Annotated in this window: 12 protein-coding genes; 10 read left to right on the top strand and 2 right to left on the bottom strand. The window is 61.4% G+C overall.

Annotated features, from left to right (window positions below; translation table 11 throughout):
- Window positions 1-101 precede the first annotated feature (101 nt).
- A complete protein-coding gene (locus M1P90_RS03410; protein WP_483701254.1) occupies window positions 102-2,819 on the bottom strand; it encodes an ATP-binding protein in 2,718 nt (905 codons plus the stop codon).
- A 591-nt stretch (window positions 2,820-3,410) separates the two neighbouring features.
- Between M1P90_RS03410 and M1P90_RS03415 the strand changes: the two genes are divergently transcribed.
- The 10 genes from M1P90_RS03415 to M1P90_RS03460 all read left to right on the top strand — a co-directional run bounded on the left by M1P90_RS03415 (window position 3,411) and on the right by M1P90_RS03460 (window position 15,239).
- Window positions 3,411-4,595: a sugar ABC transporter substrate-binding protein gene (locus M1P90_RS03415; protein ID WP_483701255.1), complete on the top strand. Its 1,185-nt coding sequence runs from the start codon at window positions 3,411-3,413 to the stop codon at window positions 4,593-4,595.
- Window positions 4,596-4,898: 303 nt separating this feature from the next.
- Window positions 4,899-6,419 carry an ATP-binding cassette domain-containing protein gene (locus M1P90_RS03420; RefSeq protein WP_483701256.1) on the top strand — a complete coding sequence of 507 codons (1,521 nt, stop codon included), beginning with the start codon at window positions 4,899-4,901 and terminating at the stop codon, window positions 6,417-6,419.
- Between the two features lie 11 nt (window positions 6,420-6,430).
- Window positions 6,431-7,654 carry a sugar ABC transporter permease gene (locus M1P90_RS03425; RefSeq protein ID WP_483701257.1) on the top strand — a complete coding sequence of 408 codons (1,224 nt, stop codon included), beginning with the start codon at window positions 6,431-6,433 and terminating at the stop codon, window positions 7,652-7,654.
- A gap of 245 nt (window positions 7,655-7,899) precedes the next feature.
- A complete protein-coding gene (locus tag M1P90_RS03430) occupies window positions 7,900-8,919 on the top strand; it encodes an ABC transporter permease (protein ID WP_483701258.1) in 1,020 nt (339 codons plus the stop codon).
- A gap of 2 nt (window positions 8,920-8,921) precedes the next feature.
- Window positions 8,922-10,010, top strand: a complete 1,089-nt coding sequence (locus M1P90_RS03435) for a sugar-binding protein (RefSeq protein WP_483701259.1) — start codon at window positions 8,922-8,924, stop codon at window positions 10,008-10,010.
- A 118-nt stretch (window positions 10,011-10,128) separates the two neighbouring features.
- Complete coding sequence (locus tag M1P90_RS03440) at window positions 10,129-11,736, top strand: ATP-binding cassette domain-containing protein (RefSeq protein ID WP_483701260.1); 1,608 nt, start codon at window positions 10,129-10,131, stop codon at window positions 11,734-11,736.
- Window positions 11,737-11,933: 197 nt separating this feature from the next.
- Complete coding sequence (locus tag M1P90_RS03445; RefSeq protein WP_483701261.1) at window positions 11,934-13,259, top strand: hypothetical protein; 1,326 nt, start codon at window positions 11,934-11,936, stop codon at window positions 13,257-13,259.
- Between the two features lie 62 nt (window positions 13,260-13,321).
- The gene (locus M1P90_RS03450) at window positions 13,322-13,849 is read left to right on the top strand and encodes a winged helix-turn-helix domain-containing protein (RefSeq protein ID WP_483699014.1); all 528 of its coding nucleotides are present in this window, start codon (window positions 13,322-13,324) and stop codon (window positions 13,847-13,849) included.
- Window positions 13,850-13,856: 7 nt separating this feature from the next.
- On the top strand, window positions 13,857-14,384 hold the full coding sequence (locus M1P90_RS03455; RefSeq protein WP_483701262.1) for an IS630 family transposase: 528 nt from the start codon (window positions 13,857-13,859) through the stop codon (window positions 14,382-14,384).
- Between the two features lie 66 nt (window positions 14,385-14,450).
- Window positions 14,451-15,239, top strand: a complete 789-nt coding sequence (locus M1P90_RS03460; RefSeq protein WP_483701263.1) for a class I SAM-dependent methyltransferase — start codon at window positions 14,451-14,453, stop codon at window positions 15,237-15,239.
- Between the two features lie 302 nt (window positions 15,240-15,541).
- Here the strand turns inward: M1P90_RS03460 and M1P90_RS03465 are convergent, their stop codons facing one another.
- Complete coding sequence (locus tag M1P90_RS03465) at window positions 15,542-16,882, bottom strand: PQQ-dependent sugar dehydrogenase (RefSeq protein ID WP_483701264.1); 1,341 nt, start codon at window positions 16,880-16,882, stop codon at window positions 15,542-15,544.
- Between the last annotated feature and the right edge of the window lie 18 nt (window positions 16,883-16,900).

Here is a 16,900-nt window from a genome sequence, read left to right on the forward strand (position 1 = left end):
GTGAGCGCGCGCTATGGCAGTAAGATCGCGCCCAAATCATACTGATGCCAGATCTGCTATGTATTGCACAAGAAATGACGGGAAAAAAGACCAGTGGGTTGCTATACGCCTAGCGCCTCGCTGCACGCCTCGTCCACGGTAAGTAGCTCGCCGGCAGCCCACGCTGCGGCCCAGGCGGTTTCGCCAAGCTGCTGGCGTGCTGCGCTTATTGCGCGGTCGTAATTGGCCTGCTCGTGGGGCGGAAGTGGCGCATTGATCTTTTTGCGAAGCTGGCTGGCTGCTGCCCAGAGGCGGGCGGCACGTTCAGTGCTCCCAAATTCTGCGGCAACACGCGCCAGGCCGTCGAGCGCAGCCGCAATGCTTTCCTGGTCGGCCAGGATGCGTGCCTGAGGGAGTGCCTCGCGGTAATGCAGGCGCGCCTGCTGGATGTTATTCTGCGCCTGCTCAACAACGCCAAGGTTGATTAGTGAAATGACCACGCGGGCGGTGTCGCCGAGTTTGCGACGACGCGCCAAACTTTGCTGATGTAGCTGGCGCGCCTTATCGTCGTCGCCAAGATCATGCGCCAGAACGCCTAAATTGCTCTGAGTATTGGCAATGTTCGGCTCATCATTCAGCTCAAGGAAGATCGGCAGCGCTTCTTCGTACATGTGCTGAGCGCGGGAGTAATCGGCCTGAGCGTTGGCAACAATCCCAAGGTTATTCAGCGCCCGAGCAGTGGCCGATGGCTTATTGAGCGTTTTGCCAAGAGCGAGACTTTCTTCATAGAACTGATGGGCCTCGGCAAAATCGCCCTGTGCCCAGGCCAGCCCGCCAGCAGCGTTCAACGCCTCCAGGCGCGCAGCGGCATCAATAGTCGCAATAGTTGGCTGGGCCTGCTGAAATGCTGTTGCCAGCCACTTGCGCCCTTCGTTGAGCCGCCCTTGGGTATACCAGAAACGCCAGAGTGCAGTACACATGCGCAATGTGCGTGTTATATCGCCTAGGCGCATAAGCCAGTGCAGCGCTGCTTCCAGGTTAACTGCATCATCTTCGAGGCGGCCAAACCAATCTTTTTGTTGTTCACCTGTGAGCTGAGGCTGAGCAGTTTCAGCCAGGGCAAAGTAATAAGCCGCGTGGCGGGCCGCAATTGCTTCTGCCTCGCCATGGCTGGTTGCACGTTCCTGGGCATACTCGCGGATGGTTTCGAACATGCTGTAGCGCGCATCGCCATCGGTATCGGCTGCCATGGTTATCAGGCTGTGCTCGGCAAGATTTGTGACAAGGTCAAGCGGCTCTGTTTCGAGCGGGCGGAGTGGTTGATGATGCTGGTCTTCGCCAAAGGCGCGCGCCGTTTCCGGCTCGGCGGCAATATGGCAGATCGCTTCGAGTGCCGCGATAGTCGCCCCGCCCGGCAGCATGCCCAGGCGCTCAAAGAGCAATTGTTCGTCGCCGCTGAGCAGGTTGTAGCTCCAGTCGATCGCCGCGCGGAGTGTTTGCTGGCGCTCGGGAACATCGCGGGCATTGCTGGTAAGCAGGGCAAGCCGATTTTTCAGGCGGTCGCGTATATTTTTGAGCGTGAGTACATTGCTGCGCGCGGCTGCAAGCTCGATTGCGAGCGGCAATCGGTCGAGCCGCTGGCAGATTTCGATAACAAGTGGTGTATTTTCGGCGGTGAGTGTAAATTCGGGCTTGCGCTTGCGGGCGCGCTGCACAAACAAGGCTACTGCTGAAAATTGCCCGATACGTGCAAGCTGCTCGTCACCGAGCGATCCTGAAATTGGTAGGGCAGGCACGGCCAGCGGTTCCACGGTGAATAGCTGCTCGGCCTGAATATTCAACGGCACGCGGCTGGTTGCGAGGATGCGCAGACCCGCGCTTGCCTTGAGCACAGCGTCTACAATTGGCCCAAGATCATTGGCTACCTGCTCGCAATTATCGAGCACCAGCAGTAACTGGCGGGGGCGTAACCATTTGCACAATGCATCCAGGCGCTCGGAGTGCTCTTTCAGTTGGTCAACGCTATAGCCAAGCTCAGGGTCGAGCCCGCGCGCAATGCTGTCGATCACACTGGCTGCGCTTCGCGCCGCCGACAGATCGGCCATTGCCCCACCATCGCTAAAAGTATCGATAAGCTCAGCCGCCGTCTGCAAGGCCAGGCGTGTTTTGCCAATGCCGCCAGGGCCAAGCAGAGTCACAAGCGCCTGATCGGCAGCAAGCTCTTGTGCCAGGGCATGAATATCGTCTTGCCGACCGACAAATGAGGTTAGTTGGCGCGGAAATGGCGGGCGCTGATGGGCTGGCTGCCCGCTAAGCGGTGGGAATTGATTGGGCAGGCCAGGAACATTGAGCTGAAAAACCTCGACGGGATCGAGCAATCCTTTGAGCTGAAAGCTTCCACAGCTGGCAAGCCCGGCACCGGCAGGCACGCTGCGCTCCACAAGGTTTGCTGTGCTGCGCGACAGCAATGTTTGGCCGCCGTGGGCCAAACTTCGCACGCGCGCGCACAAATTGACAGGCGTGCCATAGTAATCGCCTGTGAGCAGTTCAGTTTCGCCGGTATGCATCCCGATGCGAATACGAATGACTAATGGCGTGGGCCAGAGCTCGGCTGCAAAACGCTGCTGAATATCACAGGCAGCGGCAACGGCCTCGTGGGGGCGCGAAAACACGGCAAAGCGGCTGTCGCCTTCGCCGCGCGGCCGGACGAGCACTCCATGCTGCGCGCTTACACTTGCCTCGATTAGCGCATCGTGACGCTGGATGGCTGCACCCATGAGGCTTGCGTGGCGCTGCCACAGCATGGTGCTATCTTCCATGTCGGTGAAGAGATAGGTCACAGTGCCTTGCGGCATGTGTCTTATGATATCGTCCTGGACTTGGGCGAGATGTTGTGGGTCGGGCAAGCTCGATTGGGCGCGCGTAGGCATTGGTGCCGTCAATGCTTCCTGATGAGTATTCGGGGTATCATTACTTGATGCAACCATACTCCTCCTTTTGCAGGTGGCGCGCTGCCATAGCTGCAAACCATCAAGCAATGACGATGCTGCATGGGCATATAGGGAAAACTGCTGGGAAGATTATTATACTATAGATCGTTATATCCATAAAAACACGAGGGTGGTCATTCGTCCCTCGTCGGTCGTTGCCCCGAATAGGGGAATTCCCCCAACCAAAATAGGGGATACCCGCTACTCGGATGTGGGGGTAGTAAGGGTTGAGAAATTTAAACCCTCACACTACACTAGAGGCAATCCCGACATCCGTTCGACACCGCCCTTGGCTGCCACAGCAGCACGGCATGTTTGCGCTGGCAGCCTGCTGTTGCCGCCTTGTGCTGTGAAGAAAGGAGTTAGCCGAACCCATACACCATCGCTCAAAGGGATTATCTGTAGATCCTCGGTAACAGTGTTAGTTAGGGGGACAGATCCATGCGAACCAAGGTACTTTCACTCCTCGCACTGCTGGTGCTCGCGAGCATGCTGCTGGCAGCATGTGGCAGCTCGGCAGCTCCCACCGGTGGCGCAGCCACCGCCGCCCCGGCCGCCGGTTCTGGCGCAGCCACCGCTGCCCCCGCAGCAGGTGCCGCCGATGGCAAGCTCGCCGTCGGTATTGTTCTGCCAACCAAAGACGAAACCCGCTGGACACAGGACGAAGCCCGCTTCAAGGAAGCGCTGGACAAGGCTGGCTACCAGGTAGAGATTCTCTTCAGCGAGAAGGATTCGGCGAAAGAAAAATCGAACGTCGAATCGCTGCTGACCAAAGGCATCAAAGTGCTGATCATCACGCCGGTTGACGGCACGGCCGCCGCCTCGACGGCCGCCGCCGCCCGCGCTGGTGGCGCCAAGGTCATCTCCTACGACCGCCTGATCCGCGACACCGACGCCGTCGACTACTACGTGACCTTCGACAGCATCGCCGTCGGCGCGCAGCAGGCGCAGTACCTGGTCGACAAGGCCGGTGCTACCAAGGACAACCCGCTGTACATCTATGCCGGCGCCGCCACCGACAACAACGCCTTCATCTTCTTCCAGGGCGCGTGGGAAGTGCTGCAGCCGAAGATCGCCGATGGCACCTTCGTGCTCAAGAACTCCAGCGAGGCACTTGCGCTCAAGGATAAGAAGGATCTGAGCCGCGACGAGCAGGCCAAGATCATCGCCCAGGTGACGACCGACTGGGCGCCGGCCACCGCCAAGACGCTGGCTGAGTCGAACCTGACCACCGCGCAGGCCGCCGACAAGGGCAATGTCTTCATCCTGGCCCCCAACGACGACACCGCCCGCGCCATCGGCGACACCTTCGGTGGCGACAAGGACGTGAAGAGCTTTGTGATCACCGGCCAGGACGCCGCCCCGGCTTCTGTGCAGTACATCATCGATGGCAAGCAGTCGATGACGGTGTTCAAGGATGTGCGCACCCTGGTGAACGACGCGATCTCGGCCGCTGTGGCGCTGCTCGAGAACAAGCAGCCGAACTCCAAGGGCTCGTACAACAACGGCAAGCTCGACGTGCCGGCCATTCAGTCGCCCGTCATCTCGGTCGACAAGGCCAACGTCAAGGCCGCGCTGTTCGACTCGGGCTACTACAAGGCGAGCGACTACACCGGCGTGCAGTAGGCCCGCCACGCTCCGCGACCCCGGTTCTTCCCCCCGCAGCGAGTGAGGGGAAGAACCCACCCATGCACACCAAGCACGCGGTGCAACCATAGTTTGAGCCACAGAGGGGCGGGGCACACTGAGCAATTGCTTCTCGGTGCAACCGGCAGCTTCTGTGGCTCATTCTATAAGCAGCGCACAGTTGCTCACTTGGGCGAAAATAGCGATAATACAGTTTCTCGACACCAGTGTGCCAAGGCTGGCACCGGCTGCCTGATGTGCCTGGCGCAGCGGGCAGGTGGTCAGTAAAAAGCGAGCTTCGCAATGAATACCCCAATTCTGGAAATGCGCAACATCACGAAAGAATTCCCTGGCGTCAAGGCGCTCAACAACGTCAGCTTTCGGGTGGCGCAGGGCGAGATCCACTGCCTCGTCGGTGAAAATGGGGCTGGCAAATCGACGCTGATGAAAGTGCTCAGCGGCGTCTACCCCCACGGCACCTACACCGGCGACATCCTCTACAATGGCGAGGTGCAATCGTTTCGCGGCATCCGCGACAGCGAGCACGCCGGCATTGCGATCATCTACCAGGAACTGGCGCTGGTACCCGAAATGACGGTGTACGAAAACATCTTCCTCGGCAACGAAATCCGCAAAGGGTCGGTGATCGACTGGAATGAGACGATCAAGCGCGCCGGCGAAATGCTGGCCAAAGTGCGCCTGCGCGTCAACCCCAGCGCCAAAATCAAAGACCTTGGCGTTGGCAAGCAGCAGCTCGTCGAGATCGCTAAGGCGCTCAGCCGCGACGTGAAGCTGCTCATCCTCGACGAGCCGACCGCCGCGCTGAATGAGGACGATAGCGCCAACCTGCTCGATCTGCTGCGCGGCCTGCGCGACCAGGGTGTAACATGCATTCTGATCTCGCACAAGCTCAAAGAAGTGATCGACATTGCCGACTCGGTGACGGTGCTGCGCGACGGCCAGACGATTGTGACGCTCGACGCGCACAAGGGCGAGGTGAGCGAGGCCGCGCTGATCAAGTTCATGGTTGGCCGCGAGATCGAAAATATCTATCCGCACCGGCCAAACAAGCAGATCGGCGAGGTGGTGCTCGAAACCAAAGATTGGAGCGCCTACGACCCCGCGCTTGGCCGGCAGGTGCTGCGCAACATCAACTTCAACGTGCGGCGCGGCGAGATCATCGGCTTTGCTGGCCTGATGGGCTCGGGCCGCACCGAGCTGGCGCTAAGCCTGTTCGGCAACCCCACCCACTACCAGACCAAGGGCGAACTGGTGGTGAAAGGGAAGAAGCGCAGCTTCCAGAAGCCGAAAGACGCGATCAAAGCTGGCGTGGCCTATGTCACCGAAGATCGCAAAGGCAATGGCCTGATCCTCATCCAGGATGTGAAGCGCAACATCACCCTGGCGAACCTGCAGGCGATTGCCAGCAACAACATCATCGACAACAACGCCGAGGTCAAGGTATCGAACGAATACCGCACCTCGCTCAACATCAAAACGCCCTCGGTCGAGCAAACCGTCTCGAACCTGAGCGGCGGCAACCAGCAAAAAGTCTGCCTGAGCAAATGGCTGTTTGCCAAGCCCGAAATCCTTATTCTCGACGAGCCGACGCGCGGCATCGACGTTGGGGCGAAGTTCGAAATCTACACCCTGATGAACCAGCTCGTCGAGCAGGGCATGAGCATTATCATGATCTCATCCGAGCTGCCCGAAGTGCTTGGCATGAGCGATCGTGTGTATATTGTTTCGTCGGGGCGCATCACTGGCGAGCTGCCGATTGAAGAAGCGACCCAGGAAAAAATTATGCACCTGGCTACTAACTGAGGAGGACTAGGATGTCTATCCAGAATGCGCAGACGGTGGTGCGGCCTGCGTCGTTTTTTCAGAATCTGCGGAAGGTGCTGCGCGAAAATATTCGCGAATATGGCATGTTCATTGCCTTGTTCGTGATCATGGCCTTTTTCAACCAGTTCACCGATGGCAACTTTATCTCGGCGCGCAACCTCAGCAACCTGCTGAACCAGACCGGCTACATCGCGGTGCTGGCGGTTGGCATGACGCTGGTGATTGTGATCCGCCAGATCGACCTGTCGGTTGGCTTTCTGGCCGGCTTCCTCGGCGCGGTCGCGGCAATTGCGCTCAGCCGCTGGGGCATGTCGGTCTACCTGGTCATCCCGATGGTGCTGATCTTCGGCCTGATTGCCGGCCTGATTACCGCCTTCCCGGTGGCGCAGCTTGGCATCCCATCGTTTGTGGCTTCGCTGGCCGGCTGGCTGATCTATCGCGGCTTTTTGCAGCAGGTCACCGAAGGCACTGGCACGATCATCATCAAGGACGAAACATTCAACGCGCTGGGCAATGGCTTCATCCCCGACATCCCTGGGCTGGGCGGGGTGCTTGAAGGCGTGCACAAGCTGACACTGGTGCTTGGGGTGCTGGCGATAATTCTGTACATCTACAGTGCCACCAGCCGGCGCAGCAAGCAGCAGGCCTATAACTTCGAAGTCATGCCGCGCGACATCTTTATTCTGCAGCTGGTGTTTGTTTCGCTGCTGATTGGCTGGGTGACGTGGGTGCTGGCGACCTACCAGGGCCTGTCGTGGACGACGGTGATTATGCTGCTGGTGGTGGGCATTTACCATTTCATCACCACACGCACCGTGCTGGGCCGGCATATCTATGCGGTGGGTGGCAACCCCGACGCCGCCGAGCTGAGCGGCATCAGCGTGAAGCGCATTCTCTTCACTGTGTTCGGCTCGATGGGCTTGCTGTCCGCGCTGTCGGGCATTCTGTTCGCCGCGCGCCTCACGTCGGCCTCGACCACGGCAGGCACGCTGTTCGAGCTCGACGCGATTGCGGCGGCGTATGTGGGTGGCGTGTCGGCGGCGGGCGGCGTGGGCCGCGTGACGGGCTCGATCATTGGCGCGCTGGTGATGACCTCGCTGATCAACGGCATGAACCTGATGGGCGTGGGCATTTCGTACCAGTACATTGTGCGTGGCGCGGTGCTGGCGGCGGCGGTGATCTTCGACGTGTACACGCGCCGGACGAGCCGCTAGGCGATTTACGATTTCGGATTTACGATTGACGATTAGGTTTCTGGTTCTAGCGCGCTGTCCTCCGGCAGATTTGTGAACAGTTTTCCGCGCATAGCGCGGAAAACTGTTCACAAAAATAGTGAGTACCTTGCTGCCGCAGGCAAGCAGCACGTAGTTGAAATGTAGAAGAGCGCGACAGCGTAACACCTAAATCTGTGCAATCTGTGCAATCTGTGGATTATCTGCCTAACCCCGGGAGCAAGGCAATGCAGCAAAGCGCCACACTTATTCCAGGCGAGCCACGCTCGCGGCTGGCGCGTGGGCTGCAGCGCGGCTGGCGCTCGCTGATCCAGCGGCAAGAGCTGGTGGTGGCAGTGCTGCTGTTCTTGTTCGGCATTCTGCTGGGCATCAGCACCAGCACCTTCTTCACTGCCGTCAACCTCATGAACATTGCGCTGAGCTTTTCGTGGTATGTGATTGCCGCGTTTGGCGCGCTGATGGTGATCATCGTCGGCGGCATCGATCTGTCGGTGGGCGCGGTGATGGCGCTGGCCGGCATGATTGGCGCGATGGCGCTGGACTTTGGGCTGCCGCTGCCGCTGGCGCTCTTGTGCGGGCTGGGCAGTGGCGCGCTGGTGGGCCTGATCAATGGCTTGCTGGTCGGACGCACCGGCCTGCCGCCCTTTATGGTCACGCTCGGCACCATGGGCATCACGCGCGGCGTTGTGCTGAGCCTGACGAGCGGCGCGCCAGTGGTCGACCTGTCGCCGGGTTTTCGCTACCTTGGCCAGGGAAGCATCACACTTGGCACGGTGGCAATCCCCATGCCGGTGGTCTGGATGTCGCTGATTGGGATTGTGATGAATGTGCTGCTGCAGCAAACCGTGCTCGGGCGCTATATCTACACCGTCGGGCTGAGCGAGCGCGCGCTGCGTGTTGCGGGCGTGTCGCCGCGCCGCGTGAAGACGGTGGTGTACACGCTTAGCGGCGTGCTGGCCGGGCTGGCCGGGCTGATCCTGACTGCGCGCCTGGGCGTGGCCGCGCCAATGGCCGCCTCGGGCTACGAGCTTGATATTATTGCGGCGGCAGTGATTGGTGGTGCGAGCCTGTTTGGCGGCCAGGGCACCGTGGCGGGCGTGATTTTGGGCGCGTCGCTCATCCAGGTGATCCGCAATGGTGTGGTGCTGCTTGGCCTTTCCAATCAGAACCAATGGCAGTTCGTGACGATTGGCGCTATGATCCTGGTGGTGCTCTTGCTCGATTACTGGCGGCGGCGGCGGGTGTAGCAATGGCTGACCGACGAACGACGAACGACCCTTCGGCAAGCTCAGGGCAGGCTAACCAACGACCGACGAGCGCTGCATATCGCCCTTCGTCTTTATTTCGCCGCGTGGGTATGCTGGTGCTGTGTGTGCTGGCGCTCGCGGCATGCGCCGTGCCAGCCGGTAGCACGCGCCAGAAGCTGACGATTGCATGGGTGACGAAATCGCTGGGCAACCCGGTGTTCGACCTGGGCCGCGCTGGCGCGCTGCAAAAAGCGAAAGAGCTGACCGAAAGCGGCGCGGTTGATGTGCAGATACAGGTGCTTGGCCCGGTCTCGGCCGACGCGGTCGAGCAGGCGCGTATTCTCGACGACCTGATTGCGCGCGGGGTGGATGGCATCGCGGTGTCGTGCAACGACCCGACCGCCTGCGTCGCGCCGATCAATCGCGCCGTTGCGGCTGGCATCCCGGTGATGACATGGGATTCGGATTCGCCGCAAAGCCAGCGTTTCGCTTTTCTGAGCATCGACAACTATGCCGCCGGGCAGGCCGCCGCCGACATGCTGGCGCGCGCAATCGATGGGCGCGGCAAGGTTGCAATGCTGACGGGCGTGCCGGGCGCGCTCAACCTCGACGAGCGGGCGCGCGGCTTCACCGACCGGCTGGCGGCCTACCCCGACATGCACATTATTGCGACAATCGCCAGCAACGAAGATATCAACCTGGGCGTGCAGGGCGTGGAAGAAACCATGCAGGCGCACCCCGATATGCGCGGCTGGTTTTTTGTGGGCCTGTGGCCACTGTTCGCCGACCGGGGCGCGATGCCGCTGTGGGAGCAGGCCACGCGCACGCGCGGCATGCGAACTGTTGCCTTCGACACCCTGCCGGTCGAGCTTGATCTCATGCGCGACGGCTACCTCGAAGCGCTGATCGGCCAGAAATACTGGGATTGGGGCGCCAGTTCGGTGCAAATGGTGTACGACTATATTCTGAATGGCAAGCGATACCCAACGTTTATCGACACCGGCATGGACATTGTGACGCGCAGGAACGTCGACGCAATGGCGCATGCCTGGGAAACAAACGACTTCAGCCAGCCGCTGCCGGCACCGTAAACGAGGGGTCAGAAGTCAGAAGTCAGGAGTCGGCAGGCAGGAAGCAACCCGCGCCTGGCGAACTGCCCACCACATATTGCCAACTGCTGACTCCCGACTCCCGATTTCAGGCATCATTATGGAACCAGTTCTGCGCTGTATCAATCTGTCGAAATCGTTTGGCGTCCTGCCGGTGCTGCGGCAGGTCAGCTTCGACGTTGCGCCCGGCGAAGTGCTGGGCCTGGCCGGTCGCAGCGGCTCGGGCAAGTCGGTGCTGGCGATGCTGCTGGCCGGCGTGGAGGTGCCAAGCGAGGGCGATATCTACCTGGAAGGCCATCGTTTGCGCTGGCCTATCCAATCGCGGGCGCATGGCATCACCGTCATTCACCAGCACCCCGAGCTTGCAGCGAAGCTCGACATAACATCAAACATCTTTCTTGGCAATGAACTGGGCTGGCCCTCGGCCGGCGGCTGGCTCAAGCTGCCCTACCGTCGGCGCATGCACCAGCGTGCCGCCGAAATCCTCGACCGGCTGGATGTAGAAGTTGGGTCGCTGCGCGAGCCAGTGAGCAACCTTTCGAGCGAGCAGCGCCAGATGATCGCGATTGCGCGCGCGCTGGTGCGGCCGGTGCGCCTGGCAGTGATCGACGAGCCGACCATGCCGCTGAGCTATGCGCACCAGCAGCGCCTGCTTGAGCTGATCCGCGCCTGGCAGCACGAAGGCACGTCGGTGATCTTCGCCAGCAATAACCTCGACCACCTGTTTGCCGTCTCCGACCGGATTGTGGTGCTGCGCCAGGGCCGCTGCGTCGCCGATTTCCGCACCGACGTGACTGGCCGCGAAGAGGTGGTTTCCGCGCTGGTTGGCACCACCGACCGCCAGCAGCTCACGCCGATCATCTGGGCGCTCGACAGCTACTACCGCGCCCGCGAGCAGGCCGAAAAGCTCGGCCACCAGCAAACGCTGCTGGAGCAAAATCTGGCTGCGCAGGATTCGCTGAACCGCCAGCTGATCGACAAGCTGGCCGAGCAGGTGTCGGCACTCGACCGCGCGAACCTGGCGCTGCAAGATGCCCAGCGCCGCCTGCTGACCGAGCGCGAGCAGGAGCGCAAATCGCTGGCGCGCGAGCTGCACGACCAGGTGATTCAAGACTTGCTGAGCATCAACTACCAGCTTGAAGAGATCGAGGGCGAGGCCGCGCAAAGCGCCGACGCCGACGATGTTGCCGAGGCGCGCAGCAGCATTCGCGCATTGGTGGAAGATGTGCGCCGCATCTGCGGCAACCTGCGCCCGCCAACCATCGACAGCCTGGGCCTGGGCGCGGCCCTGCAATCGTACACCCGCGACTGGGCGGCGCGCACGGGCATCGTCGTCTCGCTCGACCTCGACGCGCACTTGCAGCGCCTGCCCGAAGCGATCGAGCTGTCGATCTTCCGCATTGTGCAGGAAGGGCTGAGCAATGTGCGCAAGCACGCCCGCGCCAGCAGCGTGCAGATCAGCCTGAAGCACACCTCGCCGCGCGCCATTCTGGTGGCGATTGCAGACAACGGGCGCGGCCTGCCCAGCGGCTTCGACCTTGCGGCGCTCGCCGCCGACGGCCACTACGGCATGCTGGGCATCAGCGAGCGGGTCGCGCTGCTGGAAGGCCGCCTGCACCTCCAGAACCAGGCCAGTGGCGGCGCGCTGGTGCAGGTTGAAATCCCGCATCCGCGCGTTGAAGTTAAAGTTTCGCGGATTGGTCGCTAGCGCGCCCTCGGCTCAAATAGGACGACAGGAAGATTCACCACAGAGACACAGAGGCACAGAGGGCTTTCGGATGCTCTCAAAACTCTTGCGCTGCAAGCACAATATTTCGGCCTGGAAATATTGCGGTACGATTGTTGCCACGCCCCGCATGAGCGCGCTGTGTACGATTCGGCGCGAGTTGTTGTGGGAGCGTCCTCATGCGAATTGCCCAGGTCTTTGTTGGCGGCTTGCTCTTTCTGCTTGTTTTGCTCGCTGCTCCTCCACTGGCGGCCGCCCCTGCCCCCGCGGCCGACATTGGCTTTGCCGACATTTCCTTTTTCTACAAGCCGGCCGGCGCGAGCACGAATGTGGTGCTGGCACCAACTGGCGAAAAGCCGCAAAGCAAACTCTGGTATAACGACGGGCGCTGGTGGGCCGATATGTTCAGCCCAACCGCCCGCGCGCACCGCATTTTTGTGCTCAACCGCGCCACGCAGCAGTGGGCCGACACTGGCGTCACGCTCGACGCGCGCCCGCAAACCAAATCGGACTGCCTGTGGGACGGCACGCACCTGTATGTCGCCTCGGGCGGCGGCCTGGAATCGACGGGCGCGTCGCTGGATGCTAAGCTGTTCCGCTATAGCTACGCGGGCGGCAAATACAAGCTCGACGCTGGCTTCCCGGTGACGATTCGCCCCGGCGGCGCCGAGGCGATTGTGCTGGCAAAAGATGGCGCGGGCAAGCTGTGGGTCACGTACACGCAGCAGAACAAGGTTTTTGTCAATCGCAGCACCACCAGCGATGCCAAGTGGGGCACGCCGTTTGTGGTACCGGCCAGCGGCACCAACACCACCGTCAGCGCCGACGATATTTCGACGGTAGTGGCCTATGGCGGCAAGATCGGCGTGCTGTGGAGCAACCAGACCGACGGTGGCTTCTATTTCGCCAGCCACACCGATGGCGCGGCCGCGAACAAATGGACCGGTGGCGTGGTGGCGCGCGGCACGAACCTGGCCGACGATCACATGAGCATCAAGGCGCTGCAAGCCGACGCAACTGGCAGTGTCTATGCCGTGGTGAAAACCTCGTTCGACACGCCCGGCCAGCCGCAGATCGAAATGTTCATTGGCCGCCCGCAATCGAACGGCAAGCTCAGCTGGCGCACCGTGGTCGTCAACACCAACGGCCACGAAACGCGCCCGATCCTGCTGCTGGACGCCAGCAACCGGCGCGCGCTGATCTTCATGGCCGACGAGAGCGGCGGGCAGATTTACTACAAGGCCACCAGCCTCGACGCGCCATCGTTCGACACCCAGAGCAAGGGTCAGGTGGTGATCAGCTTTGCGCGCGCGCCCTTTATGAACAACCCAACCTCGACCAAGCAATCGATCACGTCGGCCAGCGATGCGGTGGTGCTGGCAAGCTACGACAACAGCTCGCACCCCAGCAGCACAACGTCCGACATCTATGCGCACACGGTGATCGACGTGCCCGCGCCCGCGCTTGGCAGCCGGCGCATGTACATCCCGCTGGCGCACGGCTGATGCGCGATTGCCAGCGCCGCGCAGATCGGGTATAATACCAAATACGGGTGTATACTTACAGCATGAGACGACTGAAACTGGCTGAACATCTGACGGTTGAGGAACTCGGGCAGCGCTATCGCCAGGCCGCCGATCCTGTCGCTCGCAGTCATTGGCAGATGCTCTGGTTGCTGAGCCAAGGCCGTTCCCCTACCGAAATCGCACAGGTCTGTGGTTACTCGCTGACCTGGTTGTACGCGATTGTCCGCCGCTACAACGCCGATGGTCCTGACCACGTCGGCGACCGCCGTCATCACAACCCTGGCCAGGCTCCGCTGCTCTCGCCCGCCCTGCGTGCCGAACTCGACAAAGCCCTCGAAGGTCCTGCCCCCGATGGTGGCGTGTGGACTGGCCCGAAAGTCGCCGACTGGATGAGCAGCAAGCTCGCTCGAAAGGTACACGCGCCACGCGGCTGGGAAGTCTTGCAGCAGCTTGGTTATCGCTCCTATGTCCCGCGTCCGCGCCATATCAAGGCCGATACTGAGGCGCAAGAGCAGTTTAAAAAAAACGCTTCCGCAAGCCGTCGCCCAGATCCAAGCCGAGCATCCTGACGCCAGCGTGGAGGTCTGGGGCGAGGATGAACATCGCATCGGCCTCAAACCGATCCTGCGGCGGGTCTGGTGCAAGAAAGGGCAGCGGCCACTTGTGACGGTTCAGCCGCGTTACAAATGGACCTACCTGTATGGGTTTGTCTGTCCGCAACGGGGCGAGAGTTTCTGGCTGCTGCTGCCACGGGTCGCGGTGGCAGTGTGGACGCTGGTGCTGGCCGAGTTTGCCGCTGCAGTCGGGGCTGGTCCGAGCAAACAGATTGTGCTGGTGATCGATCAAGCCGGCTGGCACAGTAGCAGTAAGGTGGTAGTACCGCAAGGCGTGCATGGAGTGTTTCAGCCGCCGTATTCGCCGGAGGTGCAGCCGGCCGAACGGTTGTGGACATTGAGCGACGAAGCGCTGGTGAATGAGCATTTCAGTGATTTGGACGCCTTGATTGAGGCACAAACAGAACGCTGCCGTCGCTTGCGTGAGCAGCCGGAGATCATTCGCACGCACACCCTCTTTCACTGGTGGCCCAAACCGACCATACCATAAGTGTTCACCCGTATTTGGTATAACACAGGCAGCGAGCAAGCCACCAGCGTGTGGGAAAGGATGGCTATGCCTGATCTGCCGGCGTTGATTCTGGACGATGGGCAGGTGGACTGGGAGGCGCTCTTTCAGATCTATGAGTTCGAGCAGTTTCACGACTATGCCGCCGACCTGACGCGCGGCGAGGTCGATTTCCTCGAAATGGCGCTCGCGCTTGCGGAAGATGCCTCGATTCTGGATGTGGCATGCGGCGGCGGGCGGCACGCGCTGGAGCTGGCGCGGCGCGGCTACTCGGTGGAAGGGGTGGATAGCAGCGCGACGCTGGTGGGCTACGCCACCCGCTGCGCCTACGAGCAGGCCACGCGCGCGCGCTTCGTGCAGGGCGACATGCGTGCGCTAGAGTATGCCCAGCAGTTCGACACCGCGCTGGTGATGAATAGCAGCCTGGGTTTTTTCGACGATACAACCAACCGCGCAACGCTCAAGCGCATTGCGGGCGCGCTGCTCGATGGCGGCAAAGTGCTGCTGCAATGCCTCAACCCCTACCAGATCGACAAATACCTGCAGGGATTTCGCGGCGGCTGGCACGCGCTGGCGGGCGGCTACCTGCTCCACGAGGCCAGCTTCGCGCCGCGCATCGCCACGCTGCACATGAACTACCGCTTTGTGCTGCCCGCGCACGGCATCGACGCCCAGCACCCCGGCGATCATATTCGCCTGTATGGCTACCCCGAGCTTGAAGCGATGCTGGCAGCATCCGGCCTGCGCCCGATCTCGGTGTTTGGCGACGCCGTGCTGCCGCCGATGCCGTTCGAGGAAGCGAGCATCTGGCAGGTATTAGTGGCGGAGAAGTTGTAATACTCCAGTAGTATTCAGAACTCAGGAGACAGTAGTCAGGAGGCCCTCGGCTTTCTGATGCTACCAAGAACAACTACGGTGGTTCAATTGACCTGAAAACCGCTATACATAAGGATGAGTGCTTTCAATTTGTCATGCTGAGCGCAGCGAAGCATCTCCCGGCGTTATAAACGGGAGATTCTTCACTCCGCTAACGCCCGTTCAGAATGACAAATTGTTGGTACGATGCCTGAAAATTGCCACGAAGACACGAACTTTTAAATTCTTCGTGTCTTCGTGCCTTCGTGGTAGTTTTATAAGCACTACGCCCCGACGACGCGGTAGAGCTTGCCGCTCAGGTCAATGACGTAAAGCTCGCCGTCCTGATCCTCGCCAAACGAGCTGATACTCGCGCCGCTGCTGAGTAGCTCATTCTGCTGCCATTGCCCGGCGGCGTCGCGCTGCAAGCCCCAGATTTTGCCGCTGCAATAATCGCCAAACAGGTAGGCGCCCGCCAGCCCCGGCACCGCCGCGCCACGGTAGACATAGCCGCCCGTCACCGAGCAGCCGTCGTCGTGCGAGTACTCGGCCACCGGGTCAGCAAAGCCGTCGCTTGCGCACGAATTGCTGCGGAAGCAATGCATGGCCTCGCGCGTGTTCCAGCCGTAGTTGGTGCCACCTTGCGCGCCGGCCGGCTGTATGTCGATTTCCTCATACTGGTTCTGCCCAACGTCGCCAATATACAAATCGCCGGTGTCGCGGTCGAACGAGAAGCGCCAGGGGTTGCGCAGCCCGTAGGCCCAGATTTCCGGGCGCGCGTCGCCGCCATTCGGCCAGGGGTTGTCGGCCGGGATGGCGTAGGGGTCGCCCTTGTCGACGTCGAGGCGCAGGAGCTTGCCAAGCAGTGTGTTGCGATTCTGCGCGTTCCCATACGTATCGCCCGCGCCGCCGCCGTCGCCCAGCCCAACGTAGAGGTAGCCATCTGGCCCAAAGGCGAGCATGCCGCCGTTGTGGTTGGGCGCGGGGTCTTCCTGCTTGAACAGCACCACGCCGCTGTTTGGGTCGGCCGCGTCGGGTGAGGACGAAACCTTGTAGCGCGCGAGGGTGTTGTCGCCGTTGCTGGCGGTGTAGTACACGAAAAAGGTGCCATTCTCGCTGTATTTCGGGTGGAAGGCCAGACCCAGCAGCCCCTGCTCGCTGCCATTGTCGGTGATCAGCGAGCTGATGTCGAGAAACGGCGCGGCGGCGCGCTGGCCGTCCTTCAGGATCGCGATCGTGCCGGTTTTCTCGATCACAAACAGCCGCCCGCTGCCGTCGCCCGCGTGCGTGGCGAAGACCGGGCTGGTGAGCTGATCGTTGACGAGCTGGAGCGCGATGGCGGTGCCGCCCGAACCTGCTGCCGCTGCGGTGGGCGCATCGGCGCTGGCGGTAGCGCGCGGCGCGGCAGTTGCCTCGGCGGCGGGCGCGCTAGTGGCCTCGGCGGCTGCGGTTGGTGCATCGGCGCTGGCGGTAGCGCGCGGCTCGGCAGTTGCTTCGGGGGCGGGTGCGCTAGTAGCCTCGGCGGCTGCGGTTGGTGCAGCTGGCGCGCTGGTGGGCGTGCTGGCGGTGCTGCTGCCACAGGCTGCCAGAAACGCGGCAAGCAGAATCCATGAGAAACGTCGCATACTTTTCTTTCTATGCTG

This window comes from Kouleothrix sp. 19917 (assembly GCF_057073505.1).